The organism is Pseudomonas sp. Pseusp15 (assembly GCF_059492165.1).
Map to the genome: position 1 here is coordinate 4,424,273 of NZ_CP168523.1, position 17,005 is coordinate 4,441,277.

At 58.8% G+C, this 17,005-nt stretch carries 14 protein-coding genes; 7 read left to right on the plus strand and 7 right to left on the minus strand.

Features of this window, described 5'->3' with window-relative positions; genetic code table 11:
• From ACEN8R_RS20080 to kdgD, 3 genes are all read right to left on the minus strand, one after another.
• Positions 1–1,368, minus strand: a complete 1,368-nt coding sequence (locus ACEN8R_RS20080) for an MFS transporter (RefSeq protein WP_018929531.1) — start codon at positions 1,366–1,368, stop codon at positions 1–3.
• Positions 1,369–1,468: 100 nt separating this feature from the next.
• The gene (locus tag ACEN8R_RS20085; protein WP_018929530.1) at positions 1,469–2,914 is read right to left on the minus strand and encodes an aldehyde dehydrogenase family protein; all 1,446 of its coding nucleotides are present in this window, start codon (positions 2,912–2,914) and stop codon (positions 1,469–1,471) included.
• Between the two features lie 59 nt (positions 2,915–2,973).
• Positions 2,974–3,885, minus strand: coding sequence for a 5-dehydro-4-deoxyglucarate dehydratase (kdgD, locus tag ACEN8R_RS20090; RefSeq protein ID WP_007939720.1), 912 nt, complete (start codon positions 3,883–3,885; stop codon positions 2,974–2,976).
• A 367-nt stretch (positions 3,886–4,252) separates the two neighbouring features.
• Between kdgD and ACEN8R_RS20095 the strand changes: the two genes are divergently transcribed.
• Entirely contained in the window at positions 4,253–4,627 is a 375-nt protein-coding gene (locus tag ACEN8R_RS20095; protein WP_495624284.1) for a hypothetical protein, read from the plus strand.
• A gap of 70 nt (positions 4,628–4,697) precedes the next feature.
• Here the strand turns inward: ACEN8R_RS20095 and ACEN8R_RS20100 are convergent, their stop codons facing one another.
• The 4 genes from ACEN8R_RS20100 to ACEN8R_RS20115 all read right to left on the minus strand — a co-directional run bounded on the left by ACEN8R_RS20100 (position 4,698) and on the right by ACEN8R_RS20115 (position 9,190).
• Positions 4,698–5,444: a FadR/GntR family transcriptional regulator gene (locus ACEN8R_RS20100; protein WP_018929528.1), complete on the minus strand. Its 747-nt coding sequence runs from the start codon at positions 5,442–5,444 to the stop codon at positions 4,698–4,700.
• Between the two features lie 106 nt (positions 5,445–5,550).
• Positions 5,551–7,278: an ABC transporter ATP-binding protein/permease gene (locus tag ACEN8R_RS20105; protein ID WP_018929527.1), complete on the minus strand. Its 1,728-nt coding sequence runs from the start codon at positions 7,276–7,278 to the stop codon at positions 5,551–5,553.
• Between the two features lie 96 nt (positions 7,279–7,374).
• A complete protein-coding gene (locus ACEN8R_RS20110; protein WP_018929526.1) occupies positions 7,375–7,935 on the minus strand; it encodes a response regulator transcription factor in 561 nt (186 codons plus the stop codon).
• Positions 7,928–9,190: an ATP-binding protein gene (locus tag ACEN8R_RS20115; RefSeq protein WP_018929525.1), complete on the minus strand. Its 1,263-nt coding sequence runs from the start codon at positions 9,188–9,190 to the stop codon at positions 7,928–7,930. Before ACEN8R_RS20115 ends, ACEN8R_RS20110 begins: the two co-directional genes overlap by 8 nt.
• Before the next feature lie 392 nt (positions 9,191–9,582).
• Here ACEN8R_RS20115 and ACEN8R_RS20120 point away from each other — a divergent pair, with 392 nt between their 5' ends.
• The 6 genes from ACEN8R_RS20120 (at position 9,583) to ACEN8R_RS20145 (ending at position 16,841) form a co-directional block, all read left to right on the plus strand.
• Positions 9,583–10,299: an SIMPL domain-containing protein gene (locus ACEN8R_RS20120; protein ID WP_495624285.1), complete on the plus strand. Its 717-nt coding sequence runs from the start codon at positions 9,583–9,585 to the stop codon at positions 10,297–10,299.
• A gap of 143 nt (positions 10,300–10,442) precedes the next feature.
• Positions 10,443–10,925 carry a hypothetical protein gene (locus tag ACEN8R_RS20125; RefSeq protein WP_019582420.1) on the plus strand — a complete coding sequence of 161 codons (483 nt, stop codon included), beginning with the start codon at positions 10,443–10,445 and terminating at the stop codon, positions 10,923–10,925.
• 4 nt (positions 10,926–10,929) lie between these two features.
• Positions 10,930–11,163, plus strand: coding sequence for a hypothetical protein (locus ACEN8R_RS20130; protein WP_018929522.1), 234 nt, complete (start codon positions 10,930–10,932; stop codon positions 11,161–11,163).
• 280 nt (positions 11,164–11,443) lie between these two features.
• Positions 11,444–13,054: an ABC transporter substrate-binding protein gene (locus ACEN8R_RS20135; protein ID WP_495624286.1), complete on the plus strand. Its 1,611-nt coding sequence runs from the start codon at positions 11,444–11,446 to the stop codon at positions 13,052–13,054.
• A gap of 257 nt (positions 13,055–13,311) precedes the next feature.
• Positions 13,312–14,937 (plus strand): ABC transporter substrate-binding protein, encoded by a 1,626-nt coding sequence (locus ACEN8R_RS20140; protein WP_018929520.1) that lies wholly within the window; start codon positions 13,312–13,314, stop codon positions 14,935–14,937.
• Positions 14,938–15,239: 302 nt separating this feature from the next.
• On the plus strand, positions 15,240–16,841 hold the full coding sequence (locus tag ACEN8R_RS20145) for an ABC transporter substrate-binding protein (protein ID WP_258613114.1): 1,602 nt from the start codon (positions 15,240–15,242) through the stop codon (positions 16,839–16,841).
• Positions 16,842–17,005 lie beyond the last annotated feature (164 nt).

Sequence of the window (17,005 nt, forward strand, 5' to 3'; positions counted from 1 at the left end):
TCAGGAATGCGCTTCAGATAACTTGTTGTTCGTTTCAGGACCGCTGACTGGCGGCTCTTTGAGTACCACACGTTTGATCGGGCCAACGATCACCAGGTAGCTGAATACCGCGACCAGCGCGTTGCAACCGACGAACACCAGCGCCCATTTGAAGGAGCCGGTGGAGCTGATGATGTAGCCAATGACAATCGGCGTGGTGATCGACGCAATGTTGCCGAACATGTTGAACAGGCCACCACTCAAACCGGCGATCTGTTTCGGCGAGGTATCGGACACCACCGCCCAGCCCAATGCGCCCACACCTTTGCCGAAGAAGGCCAGGGCCATGAAGCCGACCACCATCCATTCGATATCGACATAGTTGCAAGCCACGATGCTGCTGGAAACCAGCAGACCGGCGATGATCGGCGCCTTGCGGGCGAAGGTCAGCGAGTGGCCCTTGCGCAGCAGATAGTCAGAAATCACTCCGCCGAGCACGCCACCGATAAACCCGCAGATTGCCGGCAACGAGGCAATGAAACCGGCCTTGAGGATGGTCATGCCGCGTTCTTGCACCAGGTACACCGGGAACCAGGTCAGGAAGAAGTAGGTGATGCCGTTGATGCAGTACTGGCCCAGGTACACGCCGAGCATCATGCGGTTGGTCAGCAACTGGCGGATGTAGTCCCACTTCGGACCGTCGACCTTTTTACCTTTACCTTTGTCCTGGTCCATGTCGACCATGCCGCCGTTGTCGGCGATGTGCTTGAACTCGGCGTCGTTGATCATCGGGTGCTGGCGCGGACTGTGGATAACTTTCAGCCAGATCCCCGAGAAGATGATGCCGATCACGCCCATGACGATGAACACGTGCTGCCAGCCGAAGCTGTAGACGATCCAGCCCATCAGCGGCGCAAACAGTACGGTGGCGAAGTATTGCGCCGAGTTGAAGATCGCCGAGGCGGTGCCGCGTTCTGCGGTCGGGAACCACGCTGCTACGATGCGTGCGTTGCCGGGGAAGGATGGCGCTTCGGCCAGGCCCACCAGAAAGCGCAGCATGAACAGCGCGACGACGGCGGTGGATAGCCCGAACTCACCGACATAGCCTTGCAGTACGGTGAACAGCGACCAGGTGAAGATACTCAGGGCATAGACTTTTTTCGAACCGAACCGGTCCAGCAGCCAGCCACCGGGAATTTGCCCGGCCACGTAGGCCCAACCGAATGCAGAGAAAATATAACCGAGGGTGACCGCGTCGATGCCGAGGTCTTTTTGCAGGCTGGAGCCGGCGATCGCGATGGTCGCCCGGTCGGCGTAGTTGATCGTGGTCACCAGAAACAGCATGAGCAAAATCAAATAGCGGACGTGAGTCGGCTTGGTCGATTGCATTGTAGATGTACTCCCACTGATTATTTTTATGCGGGTAATAACGATTTATTTGTAAGCGCCGGCTTTTATGGGAGCCGGCGCCTACAGGTATTGCGGCGTATCAGGAACCGATGTAGGCAGTTTTTACGACCGTGTAGAACTCTTGCGCATAGCGACCTTGCTCACGTGAACCATAGGATGAACCTTTACGCCCACCGAACGGAACGTGGTAATCCACACCGGCGGTCGGCAGGTTGACCATCACCATCCCGGCCTGGGAATGGCGCTTGAAGTGGTTGGCGTACTTCAGCGACGTAGTGGCGATACCCGCCGACAGGCCGAACTCGGTGTCGTTGGCCATTTCCAGTGCAGCGTCGTAATCCGCTACGCGAACGATGTTGGCCACCGGGCCGAAGATCTCTTCGCGGCTGATGCGCATCGCAGCTTCGCTGTCGGCAAACAGCGTCGGGGCGAGGAAGTAACCCTCGGTGTCGCACGTCACCAGACCACCGCCGCTGACCAGACGCGCACCTTCGGACTGGCCGATGTCGATGTACTTCAGGTCCTGTTCCAACTGCGCTTGCGAGACCACAGGGCCGATGTCGGTGCCGGACTTCAACGCATGACCGACCTTGATCGACTTCATGCGCTCAGCCATGGCTTCGACGAATTTGTCGTGAATCCCGGCGGTGACGATGAGACGGCTCGACGCGGTGCAACGCTGGCCGGTGGAGTAGAACGCGCTCTGCACCGACAGTTCGACCGCTTGCTTGAGGTCGGCATCGTCGAGAATGATCTGCGGGTTCTTGCCGCCCATCTCCAGCTGCACCTTGGCCTGGCGCGACACGCAATTGACCGCGATCTGCCGGCCCACGCCGACCGAACCGGTGAAGCTGATGCCATCGACTTTCGGGCTGTTGACCAGCGCCTCGCCGACTACTCGCCCGCTGCCCATCACCAGGTTGAACACGCCGGCCGGGAAACCGGCGCGGGAGATGATTTCCGCCAGAGCCCAGGCACAGCCCGGCACCAGATCGGCAGGTTTCAGCACCACGCAGTTGCCGTAAGCCAAAGCCGGAGCGATTTTCCACGCCGGGATCGCGATCGGAAAGTTCCATGGCGTGATCAGGCCGACCACGCCCAGCGCTTCGCGAGTGACTTCGACATTGACGCCCGGACGCACCGACGGCACGTAGTCACCGGACAGACGCAGGCATTCACCGGCGAAGAACTTGAAGATGTTGCCGGCGCGGGTCACTTCGCCGATGGCTTCGGGCAGGGTCTTGCCCTCTTCCCGGGCCAGCAACGTGCCGAGTTCTTCGCGACGGGCGAGGATCTCGCTGCCGACTTTATCCAGCGCATCGTGCCGAGCCTGAATACCGGAAGTGGACCATGCCGGAAACGCAGCGCGAGCGGCGTCGATGGCGGCGTGGACCTGCGCCAGATCAGCCTTGGCATAGTCGCCGAGGGTATCGCTCAGCTCGGACGGGTTGATGTTGGCGCAGTAATCACTGCCCGTCACCCATTCACCGTTGATGTAGTTATCAAAACGCTTTGCATCTGCCACAACAAATCTCCTCACGCAAAAAGCCGCTGATCGCTCAGCGGCCCTGGTTTTATCGAGTGTTACTGCGCGCCCTGCTTGTCGATCAGCGCGGCGAGCATTTCGTACTCTTCGCCCGTCAGATCGGTCAGCGGTGCACGCACCGGGCCTGCGTCATAGCCGGCAATTTTTGCCCCGGCCTTGACGATGCTCACCGCGTAACCGGCCTTGCGGTTGCGGATATCCAGGTACGGCAGGAAGAAGTCATCAATGATCTTGCCGACGGTGGCGTGATCTTCGCGAGCAATGGCGTGGTAGAAATCCATCGCGGTTTTCGGGATGAAGTTGAACACCGCCGAGGAATAAACCGGTACGCCCAAAGCCTTGTAGGCCGCGGCGTAGACTTCAGCAGTCGGCAAGCCGCCCAAGTAGCTGAAACGATCGCCGAGGCGGCGACGGATCGACACCATCAGCTCGATATCGCCCAGGCCATCCTTGTAGCCGATCAGGTTCGGGCAGCGCTCGGCCAGTCGTTCCAGCAGCGGCGCGGTCAGGCGGCAGACGTTGCGGTTGTAGACCACCACACCGATTTTTACCGATTTGCACACGGCTTCAACGTGCGCGGCAACGCCGTCCTGGCTGGCTTCGGTCAGGTAGTGCGGCAGCAGCAACAGGCCTTTGGCGCCCAGGCGCTCGGCTTCCTGAGCGTACTCGATAGCCTGGCGGGTCGAACCACCGACACCGGCGAGGATTGGCACGCTGCTGGCGCAGGTGTCGACCGCAGTCTTGATGATTTCCGAATATTCGCTGGCCGCCAGAGAGAAGAACTCACCGGTACCGCCTGCGGCGAACAACGCCGAGGCGCCGTATGGGGCCAGCCACTCGAGACGCTTGATGTAGCCCGCGCGATGGAAGTCGCCCTGGGCATTGAAGTCGGTGACCGGGAACGACAGCAAGCCGGAAGAGAGGATGGACTTCAGTTCTTGTGGATTCATTATTCGAACACCCTGGTAGCAACGTTGTGTGAGAAAACCGTTCAGCCTTCGCCGAAGTTGTAGGTCATCGTACAACTTAAAATACAACCGTCAACTGCATTTCATCGCTGGGTGGGTATTTTTGTCAGACAACATTGTTGTTTAAAGGGGTGAAAGCGGCGCCTTTCAAGCTCAGAAGAGAGATACGTTGTCGGAAGAGTACCCTCGGGAATTTTTCACTCAACGCCCCGGAATCATTGCCTGCGCGCAGTGTTGAACCTTGAAATGCCTGGTCATGATCGGGTTCGGCAGATCACCGATGCGCCCGGTAAAGTGCGACGACTGCCGCGAAGGATCGCGGCAGATCTTTCAAGGAGAGCGATTCAACATGACTTTTGCTATTGCACACCTTCCGCAGTTCCCGGAGCACTCAGCCGATCGGGCAACCATCCAGCTATCGACCCTAAGTGTAGACTTGATCGTCCGCGTGCCGGACCCGAACGATATTCCGCCGAACTGGGATGTCTACCCGATCCTCGGCACAAATACGGAAGAGCCTGACTGGGAGGGCCTCGCAGAGCCTACCGGCGTCTGGGACGACGCCTGCGACGACATGGTAAAACTGACGGGAATTGAACTGCGAATTCCCAAAACAGAACTGGAAAAGTACCTGAACACAGAAGTGCAATTGCGCTACAAACTCGCGGACGAGTCGAGTCTGGAGCCGTGTTCTGAGCCCCTGATACTGTTTATCGAAGCCTGACCCTCATCGTGCCTGATCGTTTACCGGTCAGGCGCTTTTTTGAGTAGAACGATTTCCTGCCACGCACCGTTCAACCTTGCGCCTGCGCCTCTTCATGCGCCTGGCGCAGCCGCTCACGGCTATTGGTCAGGTGCAAGCGCATCGCCGCCCGCGCCGCATCGGAATCCTGCCGGGCAATCGCATCGTAAATCTCTTCGTGTTCACGGCTCAGGCGACTCATGTAGTGCTGCTGGTCGTCATGGGCCAGGCGCGCGGAGTTGAGGCGTGTGCGCGGAATGATGCTGGTGCCAAGGTGGGTCATGATGTCAGTGAAGTAGCGGTTGCCGGTGGCCAGGGCGATTTGCAGGTGGAACTGGAAGTCCGACGCCACGGCATCGCCGGCGTGGGCGGCACTTTCGTTGAGGGCGTCCAGCGCCTCACGCATCGCCGCTAACTGCTCCGGGCTGCGACGTTGCGCGGCAAGGCCGGCGGACTCCACTTCCAGGCTGATGCGCAGTTCCAGAATCGCCAATACGTCGCGCAAGGTCACCACGGTCGCCGGGTCGATGCGAAAACCGCTCGGGCTCGGGGTGTCGAGCACGAAGGTGCCGATGCCGTGACGGGTTTCCACTTGCCCTGCGGCCTGCAAACGGGAGATCGCTTCACGCACCACGGTGCGGCTGACGCCATGGGCATTCATGATCGCCGACTCGGTGGGCAATTTGTCGCCACGCTTGAGCTGACCGTCGCGGATCTGCTCGGACAACACCGTCACCAATTCCTGTGCGAGGCTGCGGCGCTTGCGAGGGAGGCGAGGTGCGTCGATCGGGTTTTCCATGGTGAACGTCTGTCTCGAAAAAACGGCTGAAACCGCATCATAGCGCATGCGGGTTGTACGATCACCGTTGACCTGTGGGAGCGTGGCATGCCACGCTCCCACAGGTTCAGGCGGTCACGGCCTGGTCCACCAGGTGACCATTCTCGATGCGCACATGCCGTGGATGGAAACGTTTCAGGCTGCTGCGATGGCCGACGCTGACAATGCTCAGCCCCGGCAATTCATCGATCAACGCCTGATACAACGACGCTTCATCCTCTTCGTCCATCGCCGAGGTGGCTTCGTCCATGTACAGCCATTGCGGCGCATACAGCAGCGCACGGGCGAAGGCCAGACGTTGCTGCTCACCCGGCGAAAGCATGCGCTGCCAGTGATTGGCTTCATCCAGACGTGAAACCAGGTGCGGCAAGCGGCTGGTTTCCAGCACGTGGACGTAGCGCTCGTGCGGGTAGGTGTCGCCCGGTTGTGGATAACTCAACGCCTCACGCAGGCTGCCAATCGGCAGATAGGGTTTTTGCGGCAGGAACAGATAACGCGCCGTCGGCAGGCGAATGCTGCCGTGGCCGGCTGGCCAAAGGTGCCCCATCGCTCGCAGCAAGGTCGACTTGCCGCTGCCGGAACGACCGCTGAGCATGACGCGCTCGCCCTCCTCCACGGTCATGTCGGCATTGGTCAGCAAATGACGACCGTCAGCGAGGTCAAGACCAAGGTTATGCACCCGTAGTGCCGAACCCTGATTCTGCACGTCGATGGCCGGCGCGCGCTCTTCGTTGTCGGTCATGGCCTGACGGAAACTCAGCAGACGATCACAGGTGGCGCGCCACTCGGCAAGGTCCTGGTACGCGCTGATGAACCAGCTGAAGTTCTCCTGCACATTGCCGAACGCGGAGTTGATTTGCATCAGCTCACCAAGTTCGATCTTGCCGGCGAAGTAACGCGGCGCAGCGACCATGAATGGAAAGATGATTGCAATCTGGGCATAACCGGCGGTGAAGAAAGTCAGGCGCTTGGACACTTTCATGATGTCCCAGAAGTTGTGCCAAACCAGGCCGAAGCGACTGCTCAGACGACGGTTCTCGTTGGGTTCGCCGTTGTACAGCGCAATGCTCTCCGCATTTTCGCGGACCCGCACCATGGAGAAACGCAAGTCGGCTTCGAAACGTTGCTGGTTGTTGTTGAGGCTGATCAAGCGACGACCGATCACATGCGTCAGCCAGCTGCCGACGGCGGCGTAAACCAGTGCGCACCAGAACATGTAGCCGGGGATCGTGAAGCCAAACACTTCGATGCTGCCCGACACGCCCCACAAAATGATCGAAAACGACACCAGGCTGACGATGTTCCGTATCAGCCCAAGGCCCAGGCCCAAGGTGTTGGTGGTGAACTTATTGAGGTCTTCGGAAATCCGCTGGTCCGGGTTATCGGTGTAACCGCCCTGCTCCAGCTGATAGTAATTCTTGCTGCCTAGCCAGCGGGCGAAGTGCTTTTCGGTGAGCCAGGCTCGCCAGCGAATGGTCAGCATCTGAGTCAGATAAAGCCGATACACCGCGCCAAGAATCGCCACGGCGGCGATGCCGCAGAAATACAGAATCAGCTGCCAGAAGGCTGCTTCGTCCTTCTTTTGCAGGGCGTTATAGAAGTCTTTGTACCAACTGTTGATCCACACCGAAATCGCCACGCTGAACAATGACAGCGCGATCACAGCGATCAACAGCGTCCAGGCCTTGCCCTTCTCTTCGCTGCGCCAGTAAGGCGTGGTCATCGCCCACACTTTGCGAAAAAACTGCCCGCGCACAGCATCGTTGACCGCGGAATATTCAGCGTTCTGATTCATGGATAAGGCTCGATAAAGAAAAGAACACACAAGAACCGATCATAGATGATCGGCTCGTGTGATCGCGAGAGCTGGCGATAACCGTTCAGCGCTCGTTCAGCGACGGACCGGACGCTTCTGCAGTTTGCGCTGCAGCGTGCGGCGGTGCATGCCCAGGGCACGGGCGGTGGCGGAGATGTTGCCTTCGTGCTCGGTCAGGACGCGCTGGATGTGCTCCCACTGGAGACGGTCCACGGACATCGGGTTTTCCGGCACCAGGCTGTCGAGGTCGGCGTGCTCGGAGAGCAGCGCGGCCAGCACGTCATCGGCATCCGCCGGTTTACACAGGTAATTGCAGGCGCCGCGCTTGATTGCCTCGACGGCGGTGGCAATGCTCGAGTAACCGGTGAGGATCACCACGCGCATCTCCGGGTCGAGTTCGAGCAGCTTGGGCAGCAACACCAGGCCTGAATCGCCGTCCATTTTCAGGTCCAGCGCGGCGTAATCAGGGATATCGGCCTGGGCGATGGTCAGGCCCTCTTCGGCGGAACCTGCGGTGCTGACGCGAAAACCACGGCGGGCCATGGCGCGGGCCATCACGCGGGTGAAGGTTGCATCGTCGTCTACCAGCAGCAAATGCGGCAGTTCTTCGCCTTCAACTTGGATCTCGTCACTCATGTTCGTCTCCTCGGGCGACACGGGGCAGGCGCAGCTCGGTGAGCGTGCCGCCTTCCTCATGACTGTAGAGTTTCACTGAGCCGCCGGCGCGTGTCACGCTGGCCTTGCTCAAAAACAGGCCCAGGCCGAAACCTTTGCCCTTGGTGGTAAAAAACGGTTTGCCGATCTGCTCGGCGATAGCCAGCGGTACACCGGCACCATGGTCGCGAATGCTGATGGTCAAGTCTTCGACGGTCCAGTCCAGGGTCACTTGCAAGCCTTCAGGGCAGGCATCGGCGGCGTTGTTCAGCAGGTTCAACAGCGCTTGAGTCAAATCCGGCGGCGGCGCCATGCGCGGCACCGTGCCCTGGCCCAGACGCTGGAAGCGATAACTGGCCTCAGGACGCATCAGGTGCCAGCGGTTGAGCGCTTCGTCGAGCCAGTCGGTGACATCCTGCATCTCCACCGCCATACGACGGTTGGCCTCGGCGGCGCGCACCAGTTGCTGCAAGGTTTCCTTGCACAACTTGACCTGATCCTGCAAAACCTTCAAATCGTCCTGCAACATCGGGTCGGGGTGATCCTGCTGCATCTCTTTGAGCAACACGCTCATGGTCGCCAGCGGCGTGCCCAGTTCATGGGCGGCACCGGCAGCCTGAGTCGCGACGGCCAGCAATTGCTGATCGCGCAGGCCTTCCTCGCGACGGATCGCACGCAGCTCTTCCTGCCGACGCAGCTCTTCAGCCATGCGTGCAGCAAAGAAGGTGATGACGGCGGCGGCCAAGGCAAAACTCAACCACATGCCGTAGATCTGCAGGTTTTCCCGGGCGATGGGGAAGGTTTCCAGCGGGTAGAACCGCGCCAGCAGCAACGTATACAGCGCCAGGGCGATACCCGACAGAATCACCGAATAGCGCCACGGCAGCGTCACGGCGGCGATGGTCAGCGGCACCAGGTAATAAGAGACGAACGGGTTGGTCGAACCACCGGAAAAATACAACAAGGCGCTGTGGATAAACAGGTCGCAGGCCAGTTGCAGGGCGTATTCAAGCTCGGTAACCGGCCACGAAGTGCGCAGGCGCACGGCGGTGAACACACACAACAGCGTCGAACAGCCCAGGGTCATCGCCAGCGGCACCCACGGCAACGGCAGCAGCTGGAGCCAGTAGGCCAGGCCTACGGAGCCGGCCTGGGCGGCGAGCACCAGAATCCGGATGAAAGTCAGCCGCCAGAGGTTCTGGCGAGTGGCGGAAGTCAATTGTACGGGGGCGAGCATGAGCTCTCCTGATGAGCGCTCCAGGCGGATCGCACGGAGTATAACCAAGCCGCGGGCCTGAGAGGCGAAAGTGCGGCAAACGACCACAGTTGCGGCTCATGGATTTATAAGTGAATGCTTCGCCGATGAGCCCCTGTGGCGAGGGAGCTTGCTCACGTCGGCCTGCGAAGCGGACCCCAACCATTCAACCGGGTGAAACTGGCAAACCACGCATACCGACTTTGCGACTGCTTCGCAGCCGAGCGGGAGCAAGCTCCCTCGCCACAAAAGCCCGGCACCGGTTGAGACTGTATAGAAGTTGTAACTGTGCGAAACGGACCATCGAAGCTAGAGTCTGATGGTTTCACGCAGGTTCGGACCCTAACCCCTGCGCATCGTCCAAGGAGCTTTTCATGCACACATTGCGCCGCAGCGCCGCCCTTCTTGCCCTAAGCGTTGGCACCGCCGCCAGCCTCCCGGCCCTGGCCGTCGACGAGTTGCATTACAACCAGATCTCCCTGCGCGCCGAAGTCAGCCAGGAAGTGGCCCGCGACCTGATGATCGTGACCCTCTACACCGAAGAACAAAACACCGACCCGGCCAAACTCGCCGCCGACGTCAGCACTACCATGAACAAGGCGCTGGCCCAGGCCAAACAGGTCAACGACATCACCCTGCGCCAAGGCAGCCGCAACAGCTACCCGATCTACGACACCAAAGGCCAGAAAATCACCGGCTGGCGCGAACGCGCCGAACTGCGCCTGGAAAGCTCGGACTTCGCCGCCCTGTCCAAACTCACCGGCGAATTGCTCACCGACCTGAAAATGGGCGGCATGGACTTCGCCATCGCAACGCCAACCCGCAAAGCCAGCGAAGACGCCCTGCTCAAAGAAGCTGTGACCGCCTTCAAGGCCCGCGCCCAACTGGCCACCGACGCCCTGGGCGGCAAGAGCTACAAAATCGTCAACCTGAACCTCAACAGCAACGGCTATCCACAACCGTACATGCGCGGGCCGATGATGATGAAAGCCGCCGGTATGGATTCGGCACCGGTGACGCCAGAAGTTGAAGCCGGCACCAGCCAGGTCAGCATGACAGCGGATGGGGCGATTGAAGTGTTGATGCCTTGATGCGATAACCCGGACACGAAAACGGCAGGGCGGTGTACACGCGAGTAAACAGGCCGCCTCAGCTGCTTTTGATTTTGCATTTGCGAAAGCCCAGGAGCTAAGAGAAACTCCCTGCCTTTCCAGACTCGATAAGGACGCGAGCATTGAAGTTTGAAAGGGATCAATTTTCCGGCAACCATGGAATTGTCTTCAACGTATCGCGCTTCACCCTGTCAGCCGGTGAACGGGGTAGCCTCAGAACACTGCATTTTGGTGAAGCGAAAGCCGCCCACTATGAAGTGAGCAATCTGGTGGTAGAGCTCTATGACAAAATGCTCGCCAAGGATTTGCCTTGCCAAATGATGGTCGGGATCTCCAAACCCCTGACCCGGCAACAGGGGGATTTACTCAATGCTCAACGAACAAGTATCGCCAACCTCACCAGTGGTGTTTTCGGGGCAGCGGCAGGTAAATTCATGCCCGGTGCGGCCATCCCGGTGGGATGGGCAGTCCGCGAGTTCACGCTGAGCAAATTGCCGACTTATCACGCCGGCGATGTCATCGTCAGCCTGGATGCACAGGTCAGCGGTGGCATAGGCCCTCAGCACTCAGGATCGTCCATGATCATCAAGACTCAAGGCGGGTGAGATCATGAACGAATATGGCCTGTACGCCGTGGCTTATGCAGTATTCCTGCTGTTGTTCTTCTATCTGAAATCCTATGGCCTCAGAAAATGGCTGGGCATCACCCTGTTCGCTCTGGGGTTTTCGAGTATTTTTATGCTGCCGCCTTTCATCGCCGGCTTCGATCTGGGCATCGTTTCAACCAATGCTATCGCCCTCGGGGCTGCGCTGTTTTTTAGTCGGGCCCGGTATACGGCGTGAGCCACGCGCTCATTCAAGCAACGTGAAACGGATTAACTTCACCCACAACGCCCGCCTGACACCGCTTTGCGTAGGAGCTGCCGAAGGCTGCGATCTTTTGACGTTGATTTTTAAGATCAAAAGATCACAGCCTTCGGCAGCTCCTACAGTCCGCCATCAACGCAAAGACCGGCAGACTATGCCCGGATAGAGGGGTCCCCCTCAAAAAACGATATTTCCGCCCTCCCCGCCAACAACGCTACTCTCAGGAAAATATCGCTGCTCAAATCCCGGGGACTCCATGGAAAGAACCACCGTCAAACCACTTCTGCTCGCACTCGCCCTCGCCACAACCGCATCACTCGCACAAACCGCCCAAGCCGCCACCACCCTGGTCTACTGCTCCGAAGCCAGCCCTGCCGGATTCGACCCCAGCCAATACACCAGCGGCACCGACTTCGACGCCTCCGCCGAAACCGTCTTCAACCGCCTCACCCAATTCAAACGCGGCGGCACCGAAATCGAACCCGGCCTGGCAACAAAATGGGACGTATCCGAGGACGGCCTCACCTACACCTTCCACCTGCGCGACAGCGTGAAATTCCACACCACCGACTACTTCACCCCCACCCGCGACTTCAACGCCGACGACGTGCTGTTCACCTTCCAGCGCCTGCTCGACCCGGACAACGCCTTCCGCAAGGCCTACCCCGCCGAGTCGCCGTACTTCACCGACATGGGCCTGAACACCACGATCAAAAGCATCGACAAGATCGACGACCACACCGTGCGCTTCAGCCTGAACAACGTCGACGCCGCATTCGTGCAAAACCTCGCCATGAGCTTCGCCTCGGTGCAGTCCGCCGAATATGCCGCCCAACTATTAAAGGAAGGCAAAGCCGCCGACCTCAATCAGAAACCGGTCGGCACCGGCCCGTTCGTGTTCAAGCGCTATCAGAAGGACTCGCAAATCCGCTACGCCGCCAACAAGGCCTACTGGAAACCCGAGGACGTGAAACTCGACAACCTGATTTTCTCGATCACCCCGGACGCCGCCGTGCGCTTGCAAAAACTCAAGGCCGGCGAGTGCCAGGTCAGCGGCTACCCACGCCCGGCAGACATCGAAGTGATGGAGCAAGACCCGAATCTGAGGGTGCTCAAGCAAGCCGGTTTCAACCTCGGCTTCCTTGCCTACAACGTGACCCACCCACCGCTGGACCAGCTCAAGGTGCGTCAGGCGCTGGACATGGCCATCGACAAGCCGGCGATCATCAAGGCTGTCTACCAGAGTGCCGGGCAACTGGCGCAAAACGCCTTGCCACCGGCGCAATGGTCGTATGACCCGAGCATCAAGGACGCCCCGCACGACCCGACCAAAGCCCGCGCGCTACTGAAAGAAGCGGGAGTTGCTCCCGGCACCACAATTAATCTGTGGGCCATGACCGTGCAGCGCGCCTCCAACCCCAATGCGCGGATGTCGGCACAGATGATCCAGCAGGATTGGGAGAAAGTCGGGATCAAGGCCAACATCGTCAGCTATGAATGGGGCGAATACATCAAGCGCGCCAAGAATGGTGAGCATGACGCAATGATCTACGGCTGGACCGGCGACAACGGTGACCCGGATAACTGGCTCGGCGTGCTCTACAGCTGCGCTGCGGTGAAAGGTAGCAACTACGCCAAATGGTGTGACCCGGTCTACGACAAACTGGTGCAGCAAGCCAAGGTGTCCACGGACAAACAACAGCGGGTCAAACTGTACCAACAGGCCCAGCAAATCCTTAAACAACAAGTACCTATCACACCCATTGCCAACTCGACGGTGTTCCAGCCACTGCGCAAGGAAGTCACCGACTTCAAGATCAGTCCGTTTGGCCTCACACCGTTCTATGGCGTGGGTATAAATAAGTAACACCAGGCTCCAACCGGGTGCGTCAACCGCCCCGGTCGCCCCTTATCGGTGCACGACTTGCACCGTAAAAAACCTGCACAAACGGTCAAATACATCAGTTTTTACACATATGCGACATTAAGGTACGTTCGTGCCACTCTTTAGGACTTGTGGCCATTCCGGATCTTGCATTGGGTACGGCCCCTGCATAAGTATCCGCAGGTCGACTCACGAGGTCGTCCTCTAATCCAAAAATGACAACAAATCATGAGGCCACCATGCTTAAACACGCGGTCATTCCGTTTTTAGTCGGCGCAAGCCTGTTAGCCAGTGCACCTTTCGCCCAAGCGGCGTCTAACCTGGTGTTCTGCTCCGAAGGAAGCCCGGCCGGTTTCGACCCAGGTCAGTACACCACCGGAACCGACTTCGACGCCTCTGCAGAAACCATGTTCAACCGCCTGACCCAGTTCGAGCGCGGCGGCACCGCCGTGATTCCTGGCCTGGCGACCAAGTGGGACATTTCCAGTGACGGCCTGACTTACACTTTCCACCTGCGTGAAGGCGTCAAGTTCCACACCACCCCGTATTTCAAGCCGACGCGTGAGTTCAACGCCGACGACGTGCTGTTCACCTTCAATCGCATGATTAACAAGGATGACCCGTTCCGTAAGGCGTACCCGACCGAATTCCCGTACTTCACCGACATGGGGATGGATACCAACATCACCAAGATCGATAAAGTCGACGACCACACCGTCAAGTTCACCCTCAAAGACGTAGACGCCGCGTTCATCCAGAACATGGCCATGAGCTTCGCCTCGATCCAGTCCGCCGAGTACGCTGCCCAGCTGCTCAAGGAAGGCAAGGCTGCCGACATTAACCAGAAACCGATCGGCACCGGCCCGTTCGTGTTCAAGAGCTACCAGAAAGACTCCAACATCCGCTACACCGGGAACAAGGACTACTGGAAGCCTGATGACGTGAAGATCGACAACCTGATCTTCGCCATCACCACCGACCCGTCGGTACGCATCCAGAAGCTGAAGAAGAACGAGTGCCAGATCACTCTGTTCCCGCGTCCAGCCGACCTGAAGGCGCTCAAAGAAGATAAAACTTTGAAGATGCCTGAGCAGGCTGGTTTCAACCTGGGCTACATCGCCTACAACGTGATGGACAAGGTCAAGGGCAGCAACGAACCGAACCCGCTGGCCGACCTGCGAGTTCGTCAGGCGCTGGACATGGCCGTCAACAAGCCGCAGATCATCGACTCGGTTTATCAGGGCGCAGGCCAACTGGCCGTCAACGCCATGCCGCCGACCCAATGGTCCTACGACACCACCATCAAGGATGCCAAGTACGATCCTGAGAAAGCCAAGCAGCTGCTCAAGGAAGCCGGCGTCAAGGAAGGCACCGAAATCGTTCTGTGGGCGATGCCGGTACAGCGTCCGTACAACCCGAACGCCAAGCTGATGGCTGAAATGCTGCAGTCCGACTGGAAGAAGATCGGCCTGAACGTGAAGATCACCAGCTACGAATGGGGCGAGTACATCAAGCGCTCCAAAGGCGGCGAGAACCAGGCTATGATCATCGGCTGGAGCGGCGACAATGGTGATCCGGACAACTGGCTCAACGTGCTGTTCGGCTGCGACTCGCTGAGTGGCAACAACTTCTCCAAATGGTGCGACAAGAAATTCGACGGCCTCGTCAAGGAAGCCAAACGCACCACCGATCAGGCCAAGCGCACCGAACTGTACAAACAGGCGCAACACGTCCTCAAAGATGCTGTTCCAATGACACCTATCGCTCACTCGACGGTGTTCCAACCCATGCGCGCCAACGTGCAGGACTTCAAGATCAGCCCATTTGGCTTGAACTCCTTCTACGGCGTCAGCGTCAGCAAATAAGAAAAGGCAGCGGCGACGTTTTCAGTGTCGCCGCTGCTTTTTTCTGCCGAGAAGTTAGGAATTTGCCTACATCCAAATCCGCTGTCTGACGCAGCCAGGGGTTAGGACGCGTTGCCTTTTCCTACGAGTCTTTAGGACTCAGCGCATTTACTGCCAGACCCACGGCACCTACCGTCGGGTTCTGACCAGTGACTGTGTGGGCTATCGGTTTGCTGCCCGTATTGGTTTGAGCTCAATGCCGCCACAACGTCCCCGGACGGGATCGCGGCGCATTGAATAACACTACAAAAAGAGGGAGCGTCATGCGCCATTCCTTGGTTTTATCCGCATTGCTGGGCACCGGCCTGCTGGCCGCCACTTCCATCAGCCAGGCCGCCAATAACAGCCTGGTGTTCTGCTCCGAAGGCAGCCCCGCCGGTTTCGACACCGCGCAGTACACCACTGCGACCGATAACGACGCCGCCGAGCCGCTGTACAACCGTTTGGCAGAGTTTGAAAAAGGCGCCACCAATGTCGTGCCAGGCCTGGCAACCCGCTGGGATATTTCCGAGGACGGCCTCAAATACACGTTTCATCTGCGTGAAGGGGTGAAGTTTCACACGACCAAATACTTCACGCCGACTCGCGATTTCAACGCCGACGACGTGCTGTTCACGTTTAATCGCATGCTCGATCCGCAGCACCCGTTCCGTAAGGCTTATCCGACCGAGTTCCCGTATTTCAACGGGATGAGCCTGAACAAGAATATTGCCAAGGTCGAAAAGACCGGGCCGCTGACCGTGGTGATGACGCTCAACAACGTCGACGCCGCGTTCATCCAGAACATCGCCATGAGCTTCGCCGCCATCCTTTCGGCCGAATACGCCGACCAGTTGCTGGCGGCCGGCAAGCCGAGCGAGATCAACCAGAAGCCGATCGGCACCGGGCCGTTCGTGTTCAAGAGCTACCAGAAAGACTCCAACATCCGTTACAGCGGCAACAAGCAGTACTGGGACCCGAGCCGGGTCAAGCTCGACAACCTGATTTTCGCCATCAATACCGACGCCTCGGTGCGCGTGCAAAAGCTCAAGGCCAATGAATGCCAGATCACCCTGCACCCGCGCCCCGCCGACGTAACCGCACTGAAGAATGATCCGAAACTGCAGCTGATCGAGAAACCCGGCTTCAACCTTGGTTACATCGCCTATAACGTCCGGCACAAACCTTTCGACCAGCTCGAAGTGCGCCAGGCGCTGGACATGGCGGTGAACAAGCAAGGCATTCTCAACGCCGTCTATCAAGGCGCCGGTCAACTGGCGGTCAATGCCATGCCACCGACCCAGTGGTCCTATGACGACACCATAAAAGACGCCACCTACAACCCGGAAAGAGCCAAGGAACTGCTCAAGGCCGCCGGCGTGAAGGAAGGCACCGAAATCACCCTCTGGGCCATGCCGGTCCAGCGTCCGTACAACCCCAACGCCAAGCTGATGGCCGAAATGCTCCAGGCGGACTGGGCGAAGATCGGCCTCAAGGTCAAGATCGTCAGCTACGAATGGGGCGAGTACATCAAGCGCACCAAGAACGGCGAGCACGACATCAGCCTGATCGGCTGGACCGGTGACAACGGCGACCCGGACAACTGGCTCGGTACGCTGTACAGCTGCGACGCCATTGGCGGCAATAACTACTCCATGTGGTGTGATCCGACCTACGACAAGCTGATCAAGCAGGCCAAGGTCGTCACCGATCGCGACCAGCGCACCGTGCTCTACAAACAGGCGCAGCAGTACCTCAAGCAGCAGGTGCCGATCACGCCGGTCGCCCACTCGACGGTCAACCAGCCGTTGAGCGCCAAAGTCGAAGGATTCAAGGTCAGCCCCTTCGGTCGCAACGTGTTCTCGGGCGTCAGTATCGACCAATAACCAATTAGCCAGAAACGCTGGGGGGCGGATTCCGCCCTCACGCAAGCGTATTGCCGTAATTCGTCAAATCGGCCTGCAGCAAACGTTTGCGAAGCCTGAATGAGTTCTAAACCAAATAGCCGGATCACCAAAAAAGACCGGCATTAAAAAAAGAAAGAAAGGAG